Genomic DNA, 19,245 nt, shown 5'->3' with positions numbered 1-19,245 from the left:
TTCTAACGATTCTTTAAGTGCCTTTTTGTATGCAAAAGGAGGCGAGTCAGGCGATGTCGAAGGAAACACTTTTAACCGTAGGGATTGATTTAGGGACGTCTACAACCCAATTAGTCTTGTCAGAATTAACTGTTGAAAATTTTGCCTCTGCGTTTACAGTACCACGTATCAGCATTTCTGATAAAAAAGTCATTTACCGAAGTGACATTATCTTTACACCCTTACTTAACCAATCAGAAATTGATGCAGAACCTATCAAAGCGTTTGTAGCGGAGCAATATCGCCAAGCAGGCATTCATAAACAAGATATTCAAATGGGTGCGGTAATTATCACAGGTGAAACTGCTCGAAAAAGCAATGCCAACAATGTGCTACGAGCACTTAGTGGCTATGCAGGTGATTTTGTCGTTGCTACGGCTGGACCTGATTTAGAAAGTATCATTGCCGGAAAAGGCGCTGGGGCTCAAACCTATTCTGAAACGAAACGCAAACCAGTGGTTAATTTAGACATTGGTGGTGGAACGACAAATTTAGCTGTCTTTAAAGATGGCGAAGTGATTGACACGGCTTGTTTTGACATTGGCGGACGCTTAATTAAATTAGATCAACAACAAAAAATCACCTATATAGCTCCGAAGATTCAAGAAATTATAAATAAAAAAGGGCTAACCTTGCACCTTGGTGACCAAGCCAACGAACAAAACTTACTGCCAATTATTTCGGAATTAGTTGCCGTGTTAGAAAATAGCATTGGCTTGGGGACACAAAGTCCGTTCTATCAGTTATTAGTAACCAACCATCCACTACGAAAAGCTGAGGAATTACCAATTGTAACATTTTCTGGTGGTGTGGCTGATTGCTTAAATACGACAAGTACGAATCTCTTTAAATATGGGGACATCGGCTTACTTTTAGGAAAATATCTGAGAAAGTCACTGATTTTTTCGGAAAAAGAAGTCTTAGAAAGCGCAGAAACAATCCGAGCGACGGTCGTCGGAGCAGGTTCACATACTGCTGAAATTAGCGGAAGCACGATTGCTTACCGTGAGCAAATTTTGCCGGTAAAAAATATCCCAATTCTAAAATTAGCGCAAGAGGATGAAACCCTTACTGTGACAGAATTAGGCCAGCGAATCCAAGAAAAACTCAATTGGCATCGTATTGAAGAAACACCCCAGATTGCCCTAGCAATTAGAGGCATGAGCAATCCAACATTTGCTGATATTCAACGCTATGGTCAAGGGATTGTGGAAGGATTAGCTAGTTTAGTTGCTGAACAAATTCCCATTATTGTTATGGTGGATGAAGACATGGCGAAAGCTTTAGGGCATGCCTTAAGTGCCCATCTGCCAAAAGACTATCCGTTTATCTGTCTTGATTCGGTCAAAGTAGAAAACGGTGATTATGTAGATATCGGTTTACCAGTGGCAGAAGGAACCGTCCTTCCAGTCATTGTTAAGACCTTAGTATTTAATTAAAAAGGAGCGACACAAAGATGATTTTAAAAACCAAACTATTTGGCAAAGTCTATCAATTTACATCCGTTAAAGAAGTCTTAGCCAAAGCCAATGAAGAAAAGTCTGGCGACAAGTTAGCTGGCGTAGCTGCTAATTCGGCCGAAGAACGCGTGGCAGCAAAAGTCGTTTTATCGGAATTGTCCTTAAATGACTTGTTTAACAATCCCGTTGTTGATTATGACGAAGACGAAGTGACACGCATTATTATTGACCAAGTCAATATGCGAATTTTTGAAAGTATTAAACATTGGACAGTTGCAGAATTACGCGAATTTATCTTATCTTCGGAAACAACCGATTTTGATATCAAACGAATTTCCCGTGGACTCACTTCTGAAATGATTGCTGCTGTCTGTAAATTAATGTCCAACATGGATCTAATTGTTGGCGCAAAAAAAATCAATATTGAAAAAACCGCCAACACAACAATTGGCCGTCCCGGAACTTTTTCAAATCGTTTACAGCCGAACCATCCAACCGATAATGTCGATGGCATTATGGCATCAGTTATGGAAGGTCTTTCTTATGGCGCCGGTGATGCCTTAATTGGTTTGAATCCTGTTGATGATTCTACAGAAAGTGTTAAACGAATCTTAAACAAATTTGAAGAGTTCCGTAGCGAATGGGAAATTCCAACACAAACTTGCGTGCTTGCTCACGTAACGACACAAATGGAAGCCATGCGTCAAGGCGCGCCAGCTGGCTTAGTCTTTCAATCCATCGCGGGTTCAGAAAAAGGGAACACAGCATTTGGTTTAAATGCAGAAATTTTAGCTGAAGCACAAGATTTAGCGCTTCACAGTGGTCAAGCAGCTGGTCCTAATGTGATGTATTTTGAAACAGGTCAAGGCTCAGAACTTTCTTCTGAAGCGAACTTTGGCGCAGACCAAGTGACAATGGAAGCACGTTGTTATGGCTTAGCCAAAAAATTTGATCCGTATATTGTAAATACCGTTGTCGGCTTTATTGGACCAGAATATCTTTACGATTCAAAACAAGTCATCCGCGCTGGTTTAGAAGATCATTTCATGGGCAAATTAACTGGAATTTCAATGGGCTGTGATGTCTGCTACACCAACCATATGAAAGCTGATCAAAATGATATGGAAAACTTAGCAATGTTATTAGCAACAGCTGGTTGTACGTATATCATGGGGATTCCTCATGGCGATGATGTCATGTTAAATTATCAAACAACTGGGTTCCATGAAACTGCGACGATTCGTGAAACATTAGGCTTACGTCCAATTAAAGAATTTGAAGAATGGATGGAAAAAATGGGCTTAATGGAAAACGGAAAATTAACAAGTCGCGCTGGCGATGCATCTGTATTTATTAAATAAACGAGGTGAGAATACAAATGAACGAAAAAGAATTAAAAGAAATGATTGCCGGAATTTTAACAGAAATGGTCGCTGACAATCAAGCGGTTTCGACTGCCACTGTGACTGCTGAAGAAAAACCAGTCACAACACATGTCACTGAAACGACAGAAATTGAAGAAGGCCTAATTCCTGACATTACTGAAGTAGATTTACGTAAACAATTACTATTGAAAAATGCCGTAGATCCTGAAGCACTATTAAAAATGAAAGCTTTCTCGCCAGCTCGTTTAGGCGTTGGTCGTGCAGGGACGCGTTATATGACTAGTTCAACATTACGTTTCCGAGCGGACCATGCGGCAGCACAAGATGCGGTCTTTTCAGACGTAAGCGAAGACTTGGTAAAAGAAATGAATTTTATTTCTACAAAAACAATCTGTAACAGTAAAGATGAATATTTAACACGTCCAGATTATGGTCGTCAATTTGATGAAGAAAATAGTGAAATCATTCGGAAAAATACGACACCAAAAGCCAAAATCCAAATGGTCGTAGGGGATGGCCTTAGTTCAGCTGCTATCGAAGCGAATATTAAAGAAGTCCTACCAGCAATTAAACAAGGATTAAACATGTACAACTTAGATTTCGACAATGTAGTTTTTGTTAAATATTGTCGTGTGCCAGCAATGGATAAAATTGGTGAAATCACTGACGCTGATGTTGTTTGCTTGCTAGTTGGCGAACGTCCTGGTTTAGTAACAGCAGAATCTATGAGTGCCTACATTGCCTACAAACCAACTGTCGGTATGCCAGAAGCACGGCGGACAGTTATTTCAAATATTCACAAAGGTGGGACACCGGCTGTTGAAGCAGGTGCCTACATTGCCGAAATTATCAAAAAAATGTTAGACAAGAAAAAATCTGGTATTGATTTAAAAGAAGCTGAATAAAGGAGGATTTCTCATGAAAAATGATCGTCTAGGCGCAAATGTCCTAAGTATGAAAGTCATTCCCAATGTCGATCCGGCATTAGCAAAAGAATTATCATTGAAACCAGAACATCGCTCATTAGGAATTGTTACTTCCGATTGTGATGATGTCACTTATGTTGCATTAGATGAAGCAACCAAAGCCGCCGATGTTACTGTAGTTTACGGTAAAAGTATGTATGCTGGCGCAGCAAATGCTTCAACCAAATTAGCCGGTGAAGTGATTGGCATTATTGCTGGTCCGAGTCCTGCCGAAGTCAATAGTGGCTTGAGTGTCATTACGCAAGTCATTGAAGAAGAAGCCAGCTTCTATAGTGCTAACGAAGATGACAGTATTGTTTATTTTGCACATGTAGTATCAAGAACGGGTAGCTTTTTATCTGAACAAGCGAATATTCCTGAAGGTGAAGCGATTGCTTATCTGATTGCACCACCGCTAGAAGCAATGGTTGGCTTAGATGCAGCAATGAAAGCTGCCGATGTTCAAATGGGTGTCTTTTATGGCCCACCTTCTGAAACGAACTTTGGCGGCGCCTTATTGACAGGTAGTCAATCTGCATGTAAAGCTGCTTGCAGTGCGTTTGAACAAGTCATTCAAAATATCGCTGACAATCCGTTGAGTTATTAAGGATGTGACCTGAATGAAAGCATTAGGAATGGTCGAAGTCAAAGGATTTTTAGGTGCCATTAGTGTGGCCGATGCGGCATTGAAAGCCGCCGACGTTACTTTGTTAAAAGCTGAAATTATTAATGGCGGTTTAACAACTGTGGAACTGATTGGTGACGTTGCCGCGGTTCAAGCTGCCGTTGAAGTAGGCACGGAAGTAGCTAAAGAATTAAATTGTTTAATTGCTCATCATGTGATCTCACGGGTTGATGCTCAAACGGAAGTAATTTTATCAGATCCAGAACCCAAGTCAGCACCTGAACCGATGGAACAAGTAGAAGTAATTGAAGAAGAGATTGAAACACCAGATTTGGAAGAACACACTGGCACACGCCAAAAATTAGAAACACAACGCGTGGTTGATTTACGCAAACAAGCCTACAAAATGAACCTAAGTAGTTTAAAGAAAAGTGAGATTAAATTTGCCAATAAAGAAGCTTTAATTCAAGCAATCATGGCTGAAATAGAAAGAAGTGAAGACGAGTGGAATTAGTAGATAAAGACTTACGTTCCATCCAAGAAACAAGAAATTTAATCAGAAAAGCCAAAGAGGCACAGCAAGTATTAGCAACATTTTCGCAAAAACAAATCGATGCGATTGTTCAAGCGGTTTCAGAGGCTACATTTAACCAACGAGAAAAGTTAGCGAAAATGGCCAATGAAGAAACAGGATTTGGTATCTATGAAGATAAAATCATCAAAAATGCTTTCGCTTCAAAAGTAGTATATGACGAAATGAAGGACAAAGCTACAGTTGGTGTGATCCATGATGATGCTGCCAAAAAAGTCACTGAAATTGCTGTCCCAGTGGGTGTAATTGCAGGATTAATTCCTTCTACCAACCCGACATCAACAGTCATTTACAAAGCATTAATTTCATTAAAAGCTGCCAACAGCATTGTTTTTTCACCACATCCCAATGCGTTGAAATCGATTATTGAAACAGTGGAAATTATCCAAAAAGCGGCTATTGCTGCAGGGGCACCAGAAGGTTGTGTCTCGGTCATCAAAACGCCAACCATGCAAGCGACCAGCGAATTAATGAAAAATAAAGAAACAAATTTAATTTTAGCTACTGGTGGAAACGCAATGGTTAAAGCCGCGTACTCTTCTGGAACACCAGCAATCGGTGTTGGGCCTGGTAATGGACCAGCCTACATCGAACGAAGCGCAAATGTTCCTCATGCAGTGAAACAAATAATGGATTCAAAAACTTTCGATAACGGTACAATTTGTGCATCGGAACAATCAATTATTGTTGAAACTGTCAACCGTGAAGCGGTCAAAGAAGAGTTAATTAAGCAGGGAGCGTATTTCTTAAGTCCAGCCGAAGCCGACAAATTAGCTAAATTTATTTTACGACCAAACGGTACAATGAACCCGCAAATCGTGGGTCGTTCCGTTCAACATATTGCTTCATTAGTTGGTTTATCTATTCCAAAAGATCGCCGCTTAATTGTTGCCGAGGAAACACATGTAGGCTTGAAATATCCATTTTCAAGAGAAAAATTGGCGCCGATTATTGCTTTCTATACAGTTGAAAACTGGGAAGCAGCTTGCGCGTTATCAATTGAAATTTTGAAAGGTGAAGGTGCGGGTCATACAATGGGCATTCACACAGAAAACAAAGAAGTCATTCGTGAATTTGGCTTAAGAAAACCCGTCTCTCGTTTGCTTGTTAACACCTCTGGTACACTTGGCGGAATTGGTGCTTCAACTAACTTAGTGCCAGCATTAACACTAGGTTGTGGCGCAGTTGGTGGCAGCTCAACTTCTGATAATATTGGGGTTGAAAATCTGTTCAATTTACGTCGTGTTGCTTATGGCGTGCGTGATTTAGAAGAGATTCGTCAAGAATTTGGTCAAACATCAACCACATCTGTGGCTACTTCTTGCGAAACAACCAATCAAGAAGAACTAGTAAATGCCGTGGTGGCTCAAGTTTTAGCTCGCTTAAACTAACAAGAAACGAGCGAGTAAGAGTAAAACAAATAAATTATTGGATTTAGGGTTTGGGACCTAAGTCAAATTGATAATTGTCCCAAATTTTTAAAAATAAAACATACATCTTAGGAGGAAATTATAATGTCAAGTACAAATGCTTTAGGAATGATCGAAACTCGTGGTTTAGTAGGTGCTGTTGAAGCAGCTGATGCAATGGTGAAAGCGGCAAACGTTACTTTAATTGGAAAAGAACAAGTCGGTGGCGGTTTAGTTACAGTAATGGTTCGCGGTGACGTTGGTGCTGTAAAAGCAGCAACAGATGCTGGTGCTGCTGCAGCAGAACGTGTTGGTGAATTATTATCTGTCCATGTAATTCCACGTCCACATACAGAAGTAGACGCTATTTTACCACACGCAACAACTGAATTATAATTTTGATTTTTTGGGGCAGAGGTAGGTTCATTACTTCTGTCCTAAACTTTCATTGAGGAGGGGTGTTATGACAGTTATTACAGAAGATATGCTTCGCAACAAAAGGCTTAAAAAAGAACTAGAAGATGGCACGGATTTTGTGTTTCCTGTAGGCAGTTTTCTGACGCCAGCCGCCAAAAGCTATCTACGCGAGCATCGGATTAATAGCAGCTTCTCTTCAACAAACCCATTGCTTTCTGAGGTTCATTCAGTGAAGGCCTCCTCACAAAAACAAAAACAAGAACATTTATCAAAAGAAACAATTTATGAGATTCGGCACTTAAGCCATCTATTGTATTTGCCTTTCTTAACGAATGAAGCGTTATCAACAGAAGGTTGGTTATATTTCGAACAACAACAACAGTGGTTAGAGAAGTTTATTTTAGAACAGTCGCTTGTAATGGAACCAGTCATTTTGGAATCAAAGGTAACTATTCTAACTAACCAACAGAGACAATGGCGCTATTCCTCAAAAGAAATTCAATTACAACTAGATAAAATTATTCTCCAGTTAAAAGGAGAATCACAACTGTTCGGCCTTTTTCAATCTTGGGCTACAGAATTAATTAGCACCATGGCTGAAATATCACGAAACTAGGAGATGAACAAATTGGATTCAATGAATGAAATTGTTGAAGAAGTTGTTAAACGAATTCAGCAACAACAACAAAATACTTTTGAAGTTGAAGCTTCTGGCCGACATGTTCATTTGTCTCGTCAAGAGATTGATGCATTATTTGGACCAGGATATCAACTAACAAAAGTGAAAGATTTATCACAACCTGGACAGTTTGTTTGTAAAGAACGAATTACGGTTGCTGGACCTAAAGGACTTTTTCAAAATGTGGTTATTTTAGGCCCTGAACGTAGCGAATCACAAGTCGAAGTTTCTATGACGGATACACGTATTTTAGGAATTAATGCCCCAGTTAGAGAGAGTGGCAAGACAGAAGGGACACCAGGCGTCACGCTGATGAACGGATCAGCAGTTGTGACATTAAGTCACGGTTTAATCGTTGCCAAACGTCATATTCACATGACACCAGAAGATGCCTTAAAAAATAAAGTAAGCAATAGCCAAATTGTACAAGTCAAAGTGGAAGGCACACGTCCGTTAATCTTTGATGATGTAGTTGTGCGAATCAGTCCGCGATTTGCAACGTACATGCACATTGACTACGATGAAGCCAACGCTTGCGGCTTAACCAAAGGAGCTCGTGGCTATATTCTTAAGTAAAAGGAGGCAAGACAATGAACGTTTCTGAAATGGAAAATTTGATTCAACAGATTACTGATCGAATTTGCCAACAATTGCTGTCGTCGTCTTATTCAGTGGCTTTAGCAGAAGCAAAAGAAGCATTTCCTGAAGAAATGTTTGTTCGTTTTCCTGATGTAAATTGGGTAACCAAGGAGCAGAAGCTAGCACGAGGCTTGGTTGTAAAGAGGCTAACGATTTCCCAAGTAAATGCGATTGCGCATTTACAGGAAACGGATGAATTAGTCAAAAACATCTTAGCATTCTTATTTGAAGGTAAGCCGGTATTGGTTTTAACCCCAATACCTTCAGTGAGTAAAAACTCACGATTGAAGTATCGTTTGAAACAAACGATTCAGGAAAACGTGGACATGTGCCAACAGTTTGGGATGATTTTTTATCATGATTCAGAAAATTACGCTGTGTTTCAGGCGGCCTGTCAAAAACAACTTCGTTCTTTAGCTGAGACCAAACGAACCTACATTACTGAAAAACAATTGATAAGAATGACAGAATCAGGTGTTTCTTTAAGTAAAAACGCCTATTTAACCCCGTTAGCGAAAGATTATGCTAGGAAACATCAATTGCTGACGTAAGGAGGAAAAACGATGCTTTTAGGAAAAGTGACTGGTAGCCTTTGGTCAACAAGAAAAGATGAAAAATTAAATGGCTGGAAATTTATGATGGTTGATATTTTGAATCAAGAGGACGAAAAGCAAGGATTTCTAATTGCTGCTGACAACGCTGGAGCTGGTGTCGGGGACAAAGTGTTAATTAGTCAAGGCAATGCTGCCCGTATTTCGGCAGAAGATCCGAATGTCCCAATTGATGCAATGATTGTTGGTGTCATTGATTCTACAGAGGAAGAATAGGGAGGACGAGACATGAGCATTAATGAAATTATTATGTATATTATGGTTCTTTTCATGATTATTGGAGGAATCGATAAATGTATTGGCAACAAACTAGGTTTAGGGGAGCAATTTGAGGAAGGGATTATGGCTATGGGTTCTCTAGCGCTTTCTATGGTAGGGATTATCACTTTAGCGCCTGTCTTAGCCAATCTTTTAAGTCCGATTGTCGTTCCTGTCTATGAATTACTAGGGGCTGATCCAGCAATGTTTGCCACAACCTTATTGGCTAATGATATGGGCGGCTTTGCGTTAGCGCAACAATTAGCCAATGATCCACAAGCTGGTTTATTTGCGGGGGCAATCTTAGGTGCAATGATGGGGCCAACGTTAGTCTTTACAATTCCAGTAGCGCTGGGCATTATCCAAAAAGACGATCAGCAATTCTTAGCAACGGGTGTTTTGAGCGGGATTATTACAATTCCTTTTGGTTTATTAGCAGGTGGTTTAACAGCTGGCATGCCATTGTCATTGATTGTTCCTAACTTAATTCCAATTATTATTGTTGCCGCTTTAATTATTTTAGGTTTATGGTTAGCGCCAAATGGCATGATTAAAGGCTTCCAAATTTTTGGTCAAGGCGTAGTGATTGTCGCTATCTTTGGTTTAGTTGTGGGGGCGATTCAACTATTATTAGGAATTACAGTGATTCCTGGTATTGCACCAGTTACTGAAGGAATTGAAGTCGTTGGCGGGATTGCTTTAACTTTAGCTGGCGCTTTCTGTTTAGTAGCAGTGATTACGAAAGTCTTTAATAAACCATTGATGAAACTAGGAAAAGTTTTAGGAATGAATGAAGTAGCGGCTGCAGGAATGGTTGCTACATTAGCTAACAATATTCCCATGTTCCAAATGTTAAAAGACATGGATAATCGAGGAAAAATTATTAATATCGCTTTTGCTGTTTCGGCTTCTTTCGTTTTAGGTGACCACCTTGGTTTTACTGCAGGCGTAGCAAAAGAAATGATTTTTCCAATGATTGTTGGCAAATTAGTTGGAGGGATTACCGCCATTTTTGTGGCTATCTTTATGGCAAATCGAATGCTAGGGAAACCCGAAACAGAAGTGAAATAATGAGGTGTAAATATGACAGAATTAAATCGTGAAATGATTGAAACGCTTGTTCGACAAATTGTCACAGAAAAATTAATGCCGACTAAACAAGTGGATCCCAGTGGAATTATGCCCATCAAATTACCCGAAATTGACGTAACAGAAGACGATCGCTTAGATACAGGCAACCCAGCGGACATTGTTTACACAAAAGATCTGTTTTCTTTAGAAGAAAGCCCGCGCCTTGGTTGCGGTTTAATGGTGATGAAAGATACCACCTTCGATTGGACACTAGAATACGATGAAATTGATTATATTATTTCAGGACAACTAGATATACTGATTGACGGACGTAAAATTTCTGCAACAGCCGGCGAAATTATTTTAATCCCGAAAAGTAGCAAAATTCAATTTTCAGTGACGGGGGATGCCCGCTTTGTCTACGTGACTTATCCAGCAGATTGGCAAAGCCAATAATTATTTTGTCGGTATTCAGAGAATAATTTTGCCAAAACCCTTTACTCAGCGTTATAATAAATAAGAACGAAAAAAGGGGTTGAGTGAATGACATTTGAGAATCCAAGTCAAAATCAAATTTTTGATATTCTAAAACAAGCAAAAAATATTGCGGTGGTTGGTTTGAGTAACAAGCCCGACCGCACGAGTTACAAAATTGCGGAAATTTTACAGCAACATGGCTATCGTGTGTTACCTGTCAATCCAGTTTTAAAAGGTGAAACGGTGCTTGGCGAAACGGTTTATGGGGCATTAACAGAGATTCCTGAAAAGATTGATATTGTTGACGTTTTTCGGCGAAGTGAATTTTTGCCAGAAGTGGCCGCAGAAGCATTGAAAACAGAAGCGCCTGTCTTTTGGGCCCAACTAGGTTTGGAAAATGAAGAGGCAGCGAACTTGTTATTAAATGAAGGTCGTCAAGTTATTATGGACCGTTGTATTAAAATTGAATTGGCAAAAATGGCAGATGCTGAATAAACACGTGTAATTTTATAAAGAAAGAGCGTCCTGAACGGAAAGCTCTTTTTTTTTTGACCCAGATAGAGTATTATTGTAATGATGGTTTTAGAAGGAGCGAACGGAAAACGCAAGAAACCGGCTCACTCTTCTTCTAATTCTTTAAGAAATAGTTAATGTACGCTTATTAACTAAACGAGAATCTAAGTATAAGGAGTTTTTTCTTTGGCTAAAAAAATTAACAATGAGTACAATGATGCCTCTATCCAAGTCCTAGAAGGATTGGAAGCAGTGAGGAAAAGACCTGGTATGTATATCGGTTCAACCGATAGCCGTGGACTCCATCACTTAGTCTATGAAATTGTCGATAACGCAGTCGATGAAGCGTTATCTGGCTACGGGAATGAAATCAACGTAACTATCCAAAAAGATAATAGTATTTGTGTTGCAGACTCTGGCCGCGGAATGCCAACAGGGATGCATGCTTCTGGTATCCCAACAGTAGAAGTAATTTTTACTGTCTTACATGCGGGTGGTAAGTTTGGCCAAGGTGGCTATAAAACTTCAGGCGGACTCCATGGGGTGGGTGCCAGTGTTGTTAATGCCTTATCTAAGTGGTTAGAAGTTCATATTGTCCGTGATGGCGTAGAATACATGGAACGATTTGAGGACGGCGGTAAACCAGTTGGTACCTTAAAAAAAATCGGCAAAACAAAAAAACGCAACGGTACCTCTGTTACTTTTTTACCTGACGACACCATTTTCTCTACGACAAATTTTTCTTACGAAATTTTAGCAGAACGTTTGAGAGAATCAGCTTTCTTATTAAAAGGCGTCAAAATTACTTTAACAGATGAACGTGGGGAAGAACCCAAAGAAGAAGTCTTTCACTACGAAGAAGGCATTAAAGAATTTGTTGCCTATCTAAATGAAGAAAAAGATACATTAACACACGTTGTTTATTTTTCAGGAGCCAAAGAAGGTATTGAAGTTGAATTAGCTTACCAATACAACGATGGCTATTCTGAAAATGTTTTATCTTTCGTTAACAATGTCCGCACAAAAGATGGCGGTACCCACGAAGTCGGTATGAAAACGTCAATGACAAAGGCGTACAATGAATATGCACGTAAAGTAGGACTATTAAAAGAAAAAGATAAAAATTTAGAAGGTAGCGACTTCCGTGAAGGCTTAGCAGCCGTCCTTTCTATTCGAGTACCAGAAAACTTACTACAGTTCGAGGGCCAAACCAAAGGGAAATTAGGTACACCTTTAGCAAGAACCGTTGTCGATAACGTCGTAGGCGAACAAATGGGCTTCTATTTACAAGAAAACAGTGAAATGAGTCAATCATTAATTCGGAAAGCGATTAAAGCCCGTGAAGCCCGTGAAGCGGCTCGCAAAGCCCGTGAAGAAAGCCGGAACGGTAAAAAACGGAAAAAAGGCGAATCGTTACTTTCTGGAAAATTAACCCCAGCTCAATCCAGAAATCCTAAGAAAAATGAATTATATCTTGTCGAAGGAGACTCGGCCGGTGGTTCAGCAAAACAAGGACGCGATCGGAAGTTTCAAGCCATTTTACCGCTACGAGGAAAAGTCATTAATACGGAAAAAGCGAAAATGCAAGACATCTTGAAAAACGAAGAAATCAATACTATGATCTATACAATTGGCGCAGGCGTTGGTCCTGAATTTTCAATTGAAGATTGTAATTATGATAAAATCATCATCATGACCGATGCGGATACCGATGGTGCACATATTCAAGTGTTGCTATTAACGTTCTTCTATCGTTATATGAAACCATTAATTGAAGCCGGCAAAGTCTACATTGCCTTACCACCACTTTATAAAGTCTCTAAAGGAACTGGAAAAAAATCAGTCATTGAGTATGCTTGGACCGATGGTGAATTGGCAGAAGTGATTGATAAAGTTGGTAAAGGCTATATGCTCCAACGCTATAAAGGTTTGGGTGAAATGAATGCAGAACAACTTTGGGAAACAACGATGGATCCTGAAACTAGAACCTTAATTCGTGTTCGGATTGATGATGCAGCTCAAGCAGAACGCCGTGTGACCACATTAATGGGCGACAAAGTCGAACCTCGTCGAAAATGGATTGAACAACATGTTCAATTTACGTTGGAAGAAGATGGCAGTATTTTAGATCGTTCAGAAGAAGACACTTCTGCACCAACAGGAGAAAGTCTTTTAGATGCGGAAAAAACAAAAGAAGCAGAACAAACCGATGACACTGAAATCAGTTTGTTTGACATAGAGTAGGGAGTGACAATTTTGGAAAAACGCCAAGAAGTTCAAGAATTAACCCTTGAAGAAGTAATGGGCGATCGTTTTGGAAGATATTCCAAATACATCATTCAAGAACGGGCCCTACCAGATATTCGAGATGGGCTAAAACCAGTACAACGCCGCATTCTCTTTTCAATGAATAAAGACGGCAATACCTTTGATAAAGGCTTTCGTAAATCAGCAAAATCTGTCGGAAACATTATGGGGAATTATCATCCCCATGGCGACAGTAGTATTTATGAAGCGATGGTGCGTCTAAGTCAAGACTGGAAATTACGGGAAGTACTAATTGAAATGCACGGAAACAACGGAAGTATGGATGGCGACCCACCAGCGGCGATGCGTTATACAGAAGCTCGTTTATCACAGTTAAGTGGTGAGTTGTTAAAAGATATCGACAAAAATACCGTCGATTTCGTTTGGAATTTTGACGATACAGAAAAAGAACCCACTGTTTTACCAGCCAAATATCCTAATTTATTGGTAAACGGCTCAACGGGGATTTCAGCAGGCTATGCAACAGAAATTCCTACGCATAATTTAGCGGAAATCATTGATGGAACTGTGTATTTAATTGATCATCCTAATGCAAGTTTAGAGAAATTAATGGAATACATTCCAGGACCAGATTTCCCAACAGGTGGGATTCTACAAGGAAAAGCAGAAATTAAAAAAGCCTACGAAACCGGCCGTGGTAAAGTAATTTTACGTGCGAAGACAAAGATTGAGCCCTTAAAAGGCGGCAAGCAACAAATTGTCATTTCTGAAATTCCTTATGAAGTCAACAAAGCAACGCTAGTGAAGAAGATGGATGAAATCCGTTTAAATAAAAAAGTAGACGGCATTGCCGAAGTTCGTGACGAAAGTGACAGAACTGGCTTGCAAATTGTTGTTGAACTAAAAAAAGATGTCAATGCAGAAGGTATTTTAAATTATCTATTTAAAAACACTGAATTGCAAATCAATTACAACTTTAACATGGTAGCCATCGACAACATGACCCCGCAACAAGTGGGCCTAAAACGGATTTTAGAAAGTTACATTACGCACCGCAAATCAGTTATCATTAACCGTTGTCAATTTGAGTTGGACAAAGCTCGCAAACGTGAGCACATTGTTGCTGGTTTAATTAAAGCATTGTCTATCTTAGATAAAGTGATTGCAACAATCCGTGGAAGTAAAGATAAAAAAGATGCGAAGAAGAACTTAGTATCCGACTATGCGTTTACTGAAGAACAAGCTGAAGCAATCGTTACTTTACAGCTATACCGTTTAACCAATACGGATATTACTGATTTACAAGAAGAAGCGAAAACTTTAGAACAACAAATTGCTGAGTTATTGAACATTTTAAACAATGAAAAAGAACTATTCTCAGTCATGAAAAAAGAACTTCGCGAAGTTAAAAAGCAATATGGCAATCCGCGCTTAACTCAAATTGAAGAGGAAATCCAAGAAATCAAGATTGAAACAGCCGTGTTAGTTGCGCAGGAAGACGTGGTCGTAACCGTGACGCACGAAGGCTATATCAAGCGGAGTAGTATTCGTTCTTATACAGCATCAAAACCAGAAGAAATCGGCATGAAAGAAGGCGACTTTTTACTATATGCTGGCGAAGTCAATACATTAGATCATCTTTTACTAGTAACAAATAAAGGGAATATGATCTATCGCCCCGTCCATGAGTTGCCAGATTTACGCTGGAAAGAAATTGGCGAACATATTTCTCAAACCATTTTAAATCTTGCTATCGATGAATCGATTATTGCTGTATATCCTTATAAAGAGTTAAGTCCGACAAAAACCTTTGTTTTCATTACAAAAGCTGGCATGATTAAACAGACCAAAATGGCTGATTTTGAGCCTTGGCGCACTTATAAGAGCCGCCCGACATCTTGTATGAAATTAAAATCAGACCAAGATGAAATTACCAATGTTTATTTAACAAATGATCAAGACTTATTAGATGTTTTCCTCGTTAGCAATCGCGGTTTTGGCTTACGCTATCCATTATATGAAGTACCAGTCGTGGGTAGTAAAGCGGCTGGAGTTAAATCAATGAACCTCAAAGAAGACGATTATGTCGTTAATGGTTTACTGGTTCATTCTGAAGGGGATACACCGATTGTCATCGTTACCCAACGTGGCGGTGTTAAACGTATGTTAGCCCAAGAATTAACACAATTAGGACGAGCAAAACGTGGACTAATGGTCTTGCGGGAATTGAAGAAAAATCCACATCGTGTTGTCTTTATGTCTGAAAGTACCGATTTAGATTTATTAGTTACTACGCAAAAAGGCACACAAGAAGTTATTCAGTCGAAAAACTATCCAATCAGTGAACGAACATCCAACGGTTCCTTTGTCATCGATGAACAAAAAGATGGCCAAGTAATGGAAGTCCACGAGATGCATTCTGCAGTGATTGAAGAAGAACAAACAAACTAAACTGTGTTATAAATATCTCCACAGCAGCCATCTGTATTAATACAGATGGCTGCTGTTTTTAATACAGAAGTACATTTTTCACAAGTGATAACAACTATAAATCGTTCTTATTTTCACAAGTATAAATGTTTATATATCAGCGTTTAGAATCTTCAATCCCTATTTATTTATTAAGAAAGTGCAATAAATAATAAAAAAACGCTTGCATCTAAAAGGTTATGTGTTATACTAATCACATAAAGCTGTTACATACAATCAAGTAGCAGTTAACTAAGGAGGCAAACACTTCATGAAACAATGGGAAGGCTTTAAAGGCGACAAATGGAGAACAAGCGTTGACACTCGTGATTTTATTCAAAACAACTACACAGAGTACAAAGGCGACGACAGTTTCTTAGAACCAATCGCTCCGAGCACTGACAAATTATGGACAAAACTACAAGAATTATTTGAAATCCAACATGAAAAAAATGGCGTTTATGACATGGATAGCGATATCCCAGCAACTATTACGTCACATGAACCTGGTTACTTAATCAAAGAAGAAGAAAAAATTGTCGGTTTACAAACAGATGTACCATTAAAACAAGCATTTATGCCATTCGGTGGTATTAAAATGGCGAACAATGCCTTAGTTTCAAATGGTTATGAAACTGACGAAGAAATGACAAAAATCTTCACAGAATACAGAAAAACACATAACCAAGGTGTTTTTGATGCCTACACAGCTGAAATGCGTTTAGCACGTAAAAACAAAATCATTACTGGTCTTCCAGATGCTTATGGCCGTGGCCGTATTATCGGTGACTATCGTCGTATCGCATTATATGGTATCGACTACTTAATGGAACAAAAGAAAAAAGATCATGATAACACTGGTAACAAAGAAATGACAGACGATGTTATTCGCTTACGTGAAGAAATTTCTGAACAATACCGTGCGTTAAATGACTTAAAACAAATGGCTGCTTCTTATGGTTTCGATATTTCTCGTCCTGCTGCAAATGCGCAAGAAGCAATCCAATGGTTATACTTTGGTTACCTAGGTGCCATTAAATCTCAAAATGGTGCGGCAATGTCAATTGGTCGTATCTCAGCATTCTTAGATATCTATATCCAACGTGACTTAGAAGCTGGTTTAATCACTGAATTTGAAGCACAAGAAATGATTGACCATTTAATCATGAAATTACGTATGGTTAAATTTGCACGGACACCAGAATACAACCAATTATTCTCTGGTTATCCAATTTGGGCAACATTATCTATTGCTGGTATGGGTATTGACGGTCGTTCATTAGTTACCAAAAATGACTTCCGTATCTTACACACCTTAACAAACATGGGACCATCTCCAGAACCTAACTTAACTGTATTGTATTCTTCTCACTTACCAGAAGGTTTCAGAACATATGCAGCTAAAATCGCGAAGGAAAGCTCATCTATCCAATTTGAAAACGATGACTTATTACGTGAAAACTGGGGCTCTGACGACTGCGCAATCGCATGTTGTGTTTCTGCAACAGTTATGGGTAAAGATATGCAATTCTTCGGCGCTCGTGCGAACTTAGCGAAAGCTGTTCTTTATGCAATTAACGGCGGGGTCGACGAAAAAACTAAAATGCAAGTAGCACCAAAATATCGTCCAATGACTGGTGACAAATTAGATTACCACGAATTCATGGAACGCTATAAAGACATCTTAGACTGGTTAGCTGAATTGTACGTTAACACATTAAACATTATTCATTACATGCATGATAAATATGCATATGAAGCACCACAATTAGCTTTAATGGATACTGATTTACAACGGACATTCGCAACTGGTATTGCCGGAATCTCTCATGCGACTGATAGTATCATGGCAATTAAACACGGTGAAGTAGAAGTAATCCGTGACGAAGATGGTATGGCAATTGATTATGTACCAACAAAAGAATTCCCAACATACGGAAATGATAACGAAGAAGCCGATGCAATGGCTAACTGGATTTTAGATTACTTTATGACACAAATTAAACGTCAACACACATACCGTAACTCTAAACCAACGACTTCATTATTAACAATCACTTCAAACGTTGTTTATGGTAAAGCAACAGGGAACACGCCTGACGGACGTCGTGCCGGCAAACCTCTTGCACCAGGTGCGAACCCAAGTTATCAAGACGGTAAATTCTTAGGTGAGAAAAATGGCTTGTTAGCTTCATTAAACTCAACAGCTCGTTTAGAATATACAATCGCTTTAGATGGTATTTCTAATACACAAACCATCAACCCTAATGGTTTAGGTAAAGACGACGACACAAGAATTAACAACTTACGTAACGTATTAGATGGCTACTTCGATAAAGGTGGTTACCACTTAAACGTAAACGTATTTACAAACGAATTATTATTAGATGCACAAGCACATCCAGAAAAATATCCAAACTTAACTATCCGTGTATCTGGATATGCCGTGAAATTCCGTGACTTAACTCCTGAACAACAAGCAGACGTTATTTCAAGAACTTCACACGACAGACTATAAAAAACATTTACATTATTTAACTGAAAGGGTGACATTTAACGTGTCATCCTTTTCGTTTGAAAGAAGAGGGATCATTATGACAACACCAGTTACAGGTAGAATTCATTCAACAGAAAATTTTGGTACCGTTGATGGCCCAGGTGTCCGTTTTATCGTATTTACACAAGGGTGTCGCATGAGATGTCAATTTTGTCATAATCCAGATACTTGGAAAATTGGTTCCGGTGGTCGTGTGGTGACGACTGACGAAGTATTAGAGGAAGCATTACGTTTTCGCTCTTATTGGGGCGAAAAGGGTGGTATCACTGTCAGTGGTGGTGAGCCGCTATTGCAAATGGACTTTTTGATCGATTTATTTAAAAAAGCCAAAGCACAAGGCATTCATACAACCTTAGATACGTGTGGCAAACCTTTTACTCGGGAAGAACCCTTCATTAGTCAATTTGATGAATTGATGAAGTACACAGATTTACTCTTATTTGACATCAAACATATTGATAACGAGCAGCATAAACTGTTAACAACGCAATCAAATGATAATATTTTGGAAATGGCTACCTATTTATCTGAAATTGACAAACCTGTTTGGATTCGCCACGTATTGGTGCCTCAACGTAGTGATTACGACGAATATTTAATCCGTCTGGATGCCTTCATAAAAACATTAAACAATGTAGATAAAGTTGAAGTGCTTCCTTACCATACGATGGGCAAGTACAAATGGGAAGAACTAGGTATTCCTTATCCATTAGAAGGAATTGAGCCTCCTAAAAATGATCGTGTTGAAAATGCGAAAAAACTACTACATGTCGAGGACTATCAAGGTTATCTAGCACGTTAACAAACGAAA

General features: G+C 39.1%; 18 protein-coding genes. All 18 read left to right on the top strand.

Annotation, left to right across the window (positions count from 1 at the left end; genetic code table 11):
• The first annotated feature begins 29 nt into the window (after positions 1-29).
• On the top strand, positions 30-1,478 hold the full coding sequence (gene eutA / locus IGL23_RS06845; RefSeq protein WP_050443322.1) for an ethanolamine ammonia-lyase reactivating factor EutA: 1,449 nt from the start codon (positions 30-32) through the stop codon (positions 1,476-1,478).
• A 17-nt stretch (positions 1,479-1,495) separates the two neighbouring features.
• Entirely contained in the window at positions 1,496-2,860 is a 1,365-nt protein-coding gene (locus IGL23_RS06840) for an ethanolamine ammonia-lyase subunit EutB (protein WP_033594738.1), read from the top strand.
• Between the two features lie 17 nt (positions 2,861-2,877).
• On the top strand, positions 2,878-3,789 hold the full coding sequence (gene eutC / locus IGL23_RS06835; RefSeq protein WP_002363986.1) for an ethanolamine ammonia-lyase subunit EutC: 912 nt from the start codon (positions 2,878-2,880) through the stop codon (positions 3,787-3,789).
• 13 nt (positions 3,790-3,802) lie between these two features.
• Positions 3,803-4,456: an ethanolamine utilization microcompartment protein EutL gene (eutL, locus tag IGL23_RS06830; RefSeq protein WP_002357509.1), complete on the top strand. Its 654-nt coding sequence runs from the start codon at positions 3,803-3,805 to the stop codon at positions 4,454-4,456.
• Positions 4,457-4,469: 13 nt separating this feature from the next.
• Positions 4,470-4,988 (top strand): BMC domain-containing protein, encoded by a 519-nt coding sequence (locus tag IGL23_RS06825; protein WP_002357510.1) that lies wholly within the window; start codon positions 4,470-4,472, stop codon positions 4,986-4,988.
• Positions 4,979-6,457, top strand: coding sequence for an acetaldehyde dehydrogenase (acetylating) (locus IGL23_RS06820; protein WP_002357511.1), 1,479 nt, complete (start codon positions 4,979-4,981; stop codon positions 6,455-6,457). The genes IGL23_RS06825 and IGL23_RS06820 overlap by 10 nt, the downstream gene beginning before the upstream one ends.
• Positions 6,458-6,580: 123 nt before the next feature.
• Positions 6,581-6,871 carry a BMC domain-containing protein gene (locus tag IGL23_RS06815; RefSeq protein WP_002357513.1) on the top strand — a complete coding sequence of 97 codons (291 nt, stop codon included), beginning with the start codon at positions 6,581-6,583 and terminating at the stop codon, positions 6,869-6,871.
• A 67-nt stretch (positions 6,872-6,938) separates the two neighbouring features.
• A complete protein-coding gene (locus IGL23_RS06810; protein ID WP_002415554.1) occupies positions 6,939-7,508 on the top strand; it encodes a hypothetical protein in 570 nt (189 codons plus the stop codon).
• A 3-nt stretch (positions 7,509-7,511) separates the two neighbouring features.
• Positions 7,512-8,147 carry an ethanolamine utilization phosphate acetyltransferase EutD gene (eutD, locus tag IGL23_RS06805; RefSeq protein ID WP_002357516.1) on the top strand — a complete coding sequence of 212 codons (636 nt, stop codon included), beginning with the start codon at positions 7,512-7,514 and terminating at the stop codon, positions 8,145-8,147.
• A 14-nt stretch (positions 8,148-8,161) separates the two neighbouring features.
• On the top strand, positions 8,162-8,761 hold the full coding sequence (locus tag IGL23_RS06800; RefSeq protein WP_033594736.1) for a TIGR02536 family ethanolamine utilization protein: 600 nt from the start codon (positions 8,162-8,164) through the stop codon (positions 8,759-8,761).
• A 12-nt stretch (positions 8,762-8,773) separates the two neighbouring features.
• On the top strand, positions 8,774-9,037 hold the full coding sequence (locus IGL23_RS06795; protein ID WP_002357519.1) for a EutN/CcmL family microcompartment protein: 264 nt from the start codon (positions 8,774-8,776) through the stop codon (positions 9,035-9,037).
• Positions 9,038-9,049: 12 nt separating this feature from the next.
• Positions 9,050-10,150 (top strand): ethanolamine utilization protein EutH, encoded by a 1,101-nt coding sequence (gene eutH, locus IGL23_RS06790; RefSeq protein ID WP_002379468.1) that lies wholly within the window; start codon positions 9,050-9,052, stop codon positions 10,148-10,150.
• Positions 10,151-10,162: 12 nt separating this feature from the next.
• Positions 10,163-10,606: an ethanolamine utilization protein EutQ gene (locus IGL23_RS06785; protein ID WP_033594734.1), complete on the top strand. Its 444-nt coding sequence runs from the start codon at positions 10,163-10,165 to the stop codon at positions 10,604-10,606.
• Positions 10,607-10,693: 87 nt separating this feature from the next.
• Positions 10,694-11,122, top strand: coding sequence for a CoA-binding protein (locus tag IGL23_RS06780; RefSeq protein ID WP_010713382.1), 429 nt, complete (start codon positions 10,694-10,696; stop codon positions 11,120-11,122).
• A 204-nt stretch (positions 11,123-11,326) separates the two neighbouring features.
• A complete protein-coding gene (parE, locus tag IGL23_RS06775) occupies positions 11,327-13,384 on the top strand; it encodes a DNA topoisomerase IV subunit B (protein WP_033594732.1) in 2,058 nt (685 codons plus the stop codon).
• Between the two features lie 12 nt (positions 13,385-13,396).
• Entirely contained in the window at positions 13,397-15,859 is a 2,463-nt protein-coding gene (parC, locus tag IGL23_RS06770; RefSeq protein ID WP_002357527.1) for a DNA topoisomerase IV subunit A, read from the top strand.
• Between the two features lie 289 nt (positions 15,860-16,148).
• Positions 16,149-18,395 (top strand): formate C-acetyltransferase, encoded by a 2,247-nt coding sequence (gene pflB, locus IGL23_RS06765; RefSeq protein WP_002357529.1) that lies wholly within the window; start codon positions 16,149-16,151, stop codon positions 18,393-18,395.
• Positions 18,396-18,471: 76 nt separating this feature from the next.
• A complete protein-coding gene (pflA, locus tag IGL23_RS06760) occupies positions 18,472-19,236 on the top strand; it encodes a pyruvate formate-lyase-activating protein (RefSeq protein WP_002357530.1) in 765 nt (254 codons plus the stop codon).
• Positions 19,237-19,245: the final 9 nt, after the last annotated feature.

Origin of the sequence: Enterococcus sp. MSG3299, from assembly GCF_050555765.1 — a bacterium.
GTDB lineage: Bacteria > Bacillota > Bacilli > Lactobacillales > Enterococcaceae > Enterococcus > Enterococcus faecalis.
Note: the sequence above shows the minus strand (reverse complement) of the source record. Positions and strands in the feature narration are given on the sequence as shown.

Coding starts and splice junctions, on each gene's coding strand:
- eutA (WP_050443322.1), top strand. CDS start 30: ATGCAAAAGGAGGCGAGTCAGGCGATGTCGAAGGAAACACTTTTAACC.
- IGL23_RS06840 (WP_033594738.1), top strand. CDS start 1,496: ATGATTTTAAAAACCAAACTATTTGGCAAAGTCTATCAATTTACATCC.
- eutC (WP_002363986.1), top strand. CDS start 2,878: ATGAACGAAAAAGAATTAAAAGAAATGATTGCCGGAATTTTAACAGAA.
- eutL (WP_002357509.1), top strand. CDS start 3,803: ATGAAAAATGATCGTCTAGGCGCAAATGTCCTAAGTATGAAAGTCATT.
- IGL23_RS06825 (WP_002357510.1), top strand. CDS start 4,470: ATGAAAGCATTAGGAATGGTCGAAGTCAAAGGATTTTTAGGTGCCATT.
- IGL23_RS06815 (WP_002357513.1), top strand. CDS start 6,581: ATGTCAAGTACAAATGCTTTAGGAATGATCGAAACTCGTGGTTTAGTA.
- IGL23_RS06810 (WP_002415554.1), top strand. CDS start 6,939: ATGACAGTTATTACAGAAGATATGCTTCGCAACAAAAGGCTTAAAAAA.
- eutD (WP_002357516.1), top strand. CDS start 7,512: ATGAACAAATTGGATTCAATGAATGAAATTGTTGAAGAAGTTGTTAAA.
- IGL23_RS06800 (WP_033594736.1), top strand. CDS start 8,162: ATGAACGTTTCTGAAATGGAAAATTTGATTCAACAGATTACTGATCGA.
- IGL23_RS06795 (WP_002357519.1), top strand. CDS start 8,774: ATGCTTTTAGGAAAAGTGACTGGTAGCCTTTGGTCAACAAGAAAAGAT.
- eutH (WP_002379468.1), top strand. CDS start 9,050: ATGAGCATTAATGAAATTATTATGTATATTATGGTTCTTTTCATGATT.
- IGL23_RS06785 (WP_033594734.1), top strand. CDS start 10,163: ATGACAGAATTAAATCGTGAAATGATTGAAACGCTTGTTCGACAAATT.
- IGL23_RS06780 (WP_010713382.1), top strand. CDS start 10,694: ATGACATTTGAGAATCCAAGTCAAAATCAAATTTTTGATATTCTAAAA.
- pflB (WP_002357529.1), top strand. CDS start 16,149: ATGAAACAATGGGAAGGCTTTAAAGGCGACAAATGGAGAACAAGCGTT.
- pflA (WP_002357530.1), top strand. CDS start 18,472: ATGACAACACCAGTTACAGGTAGAATTCATTCAACAGAAAATTTTGGT.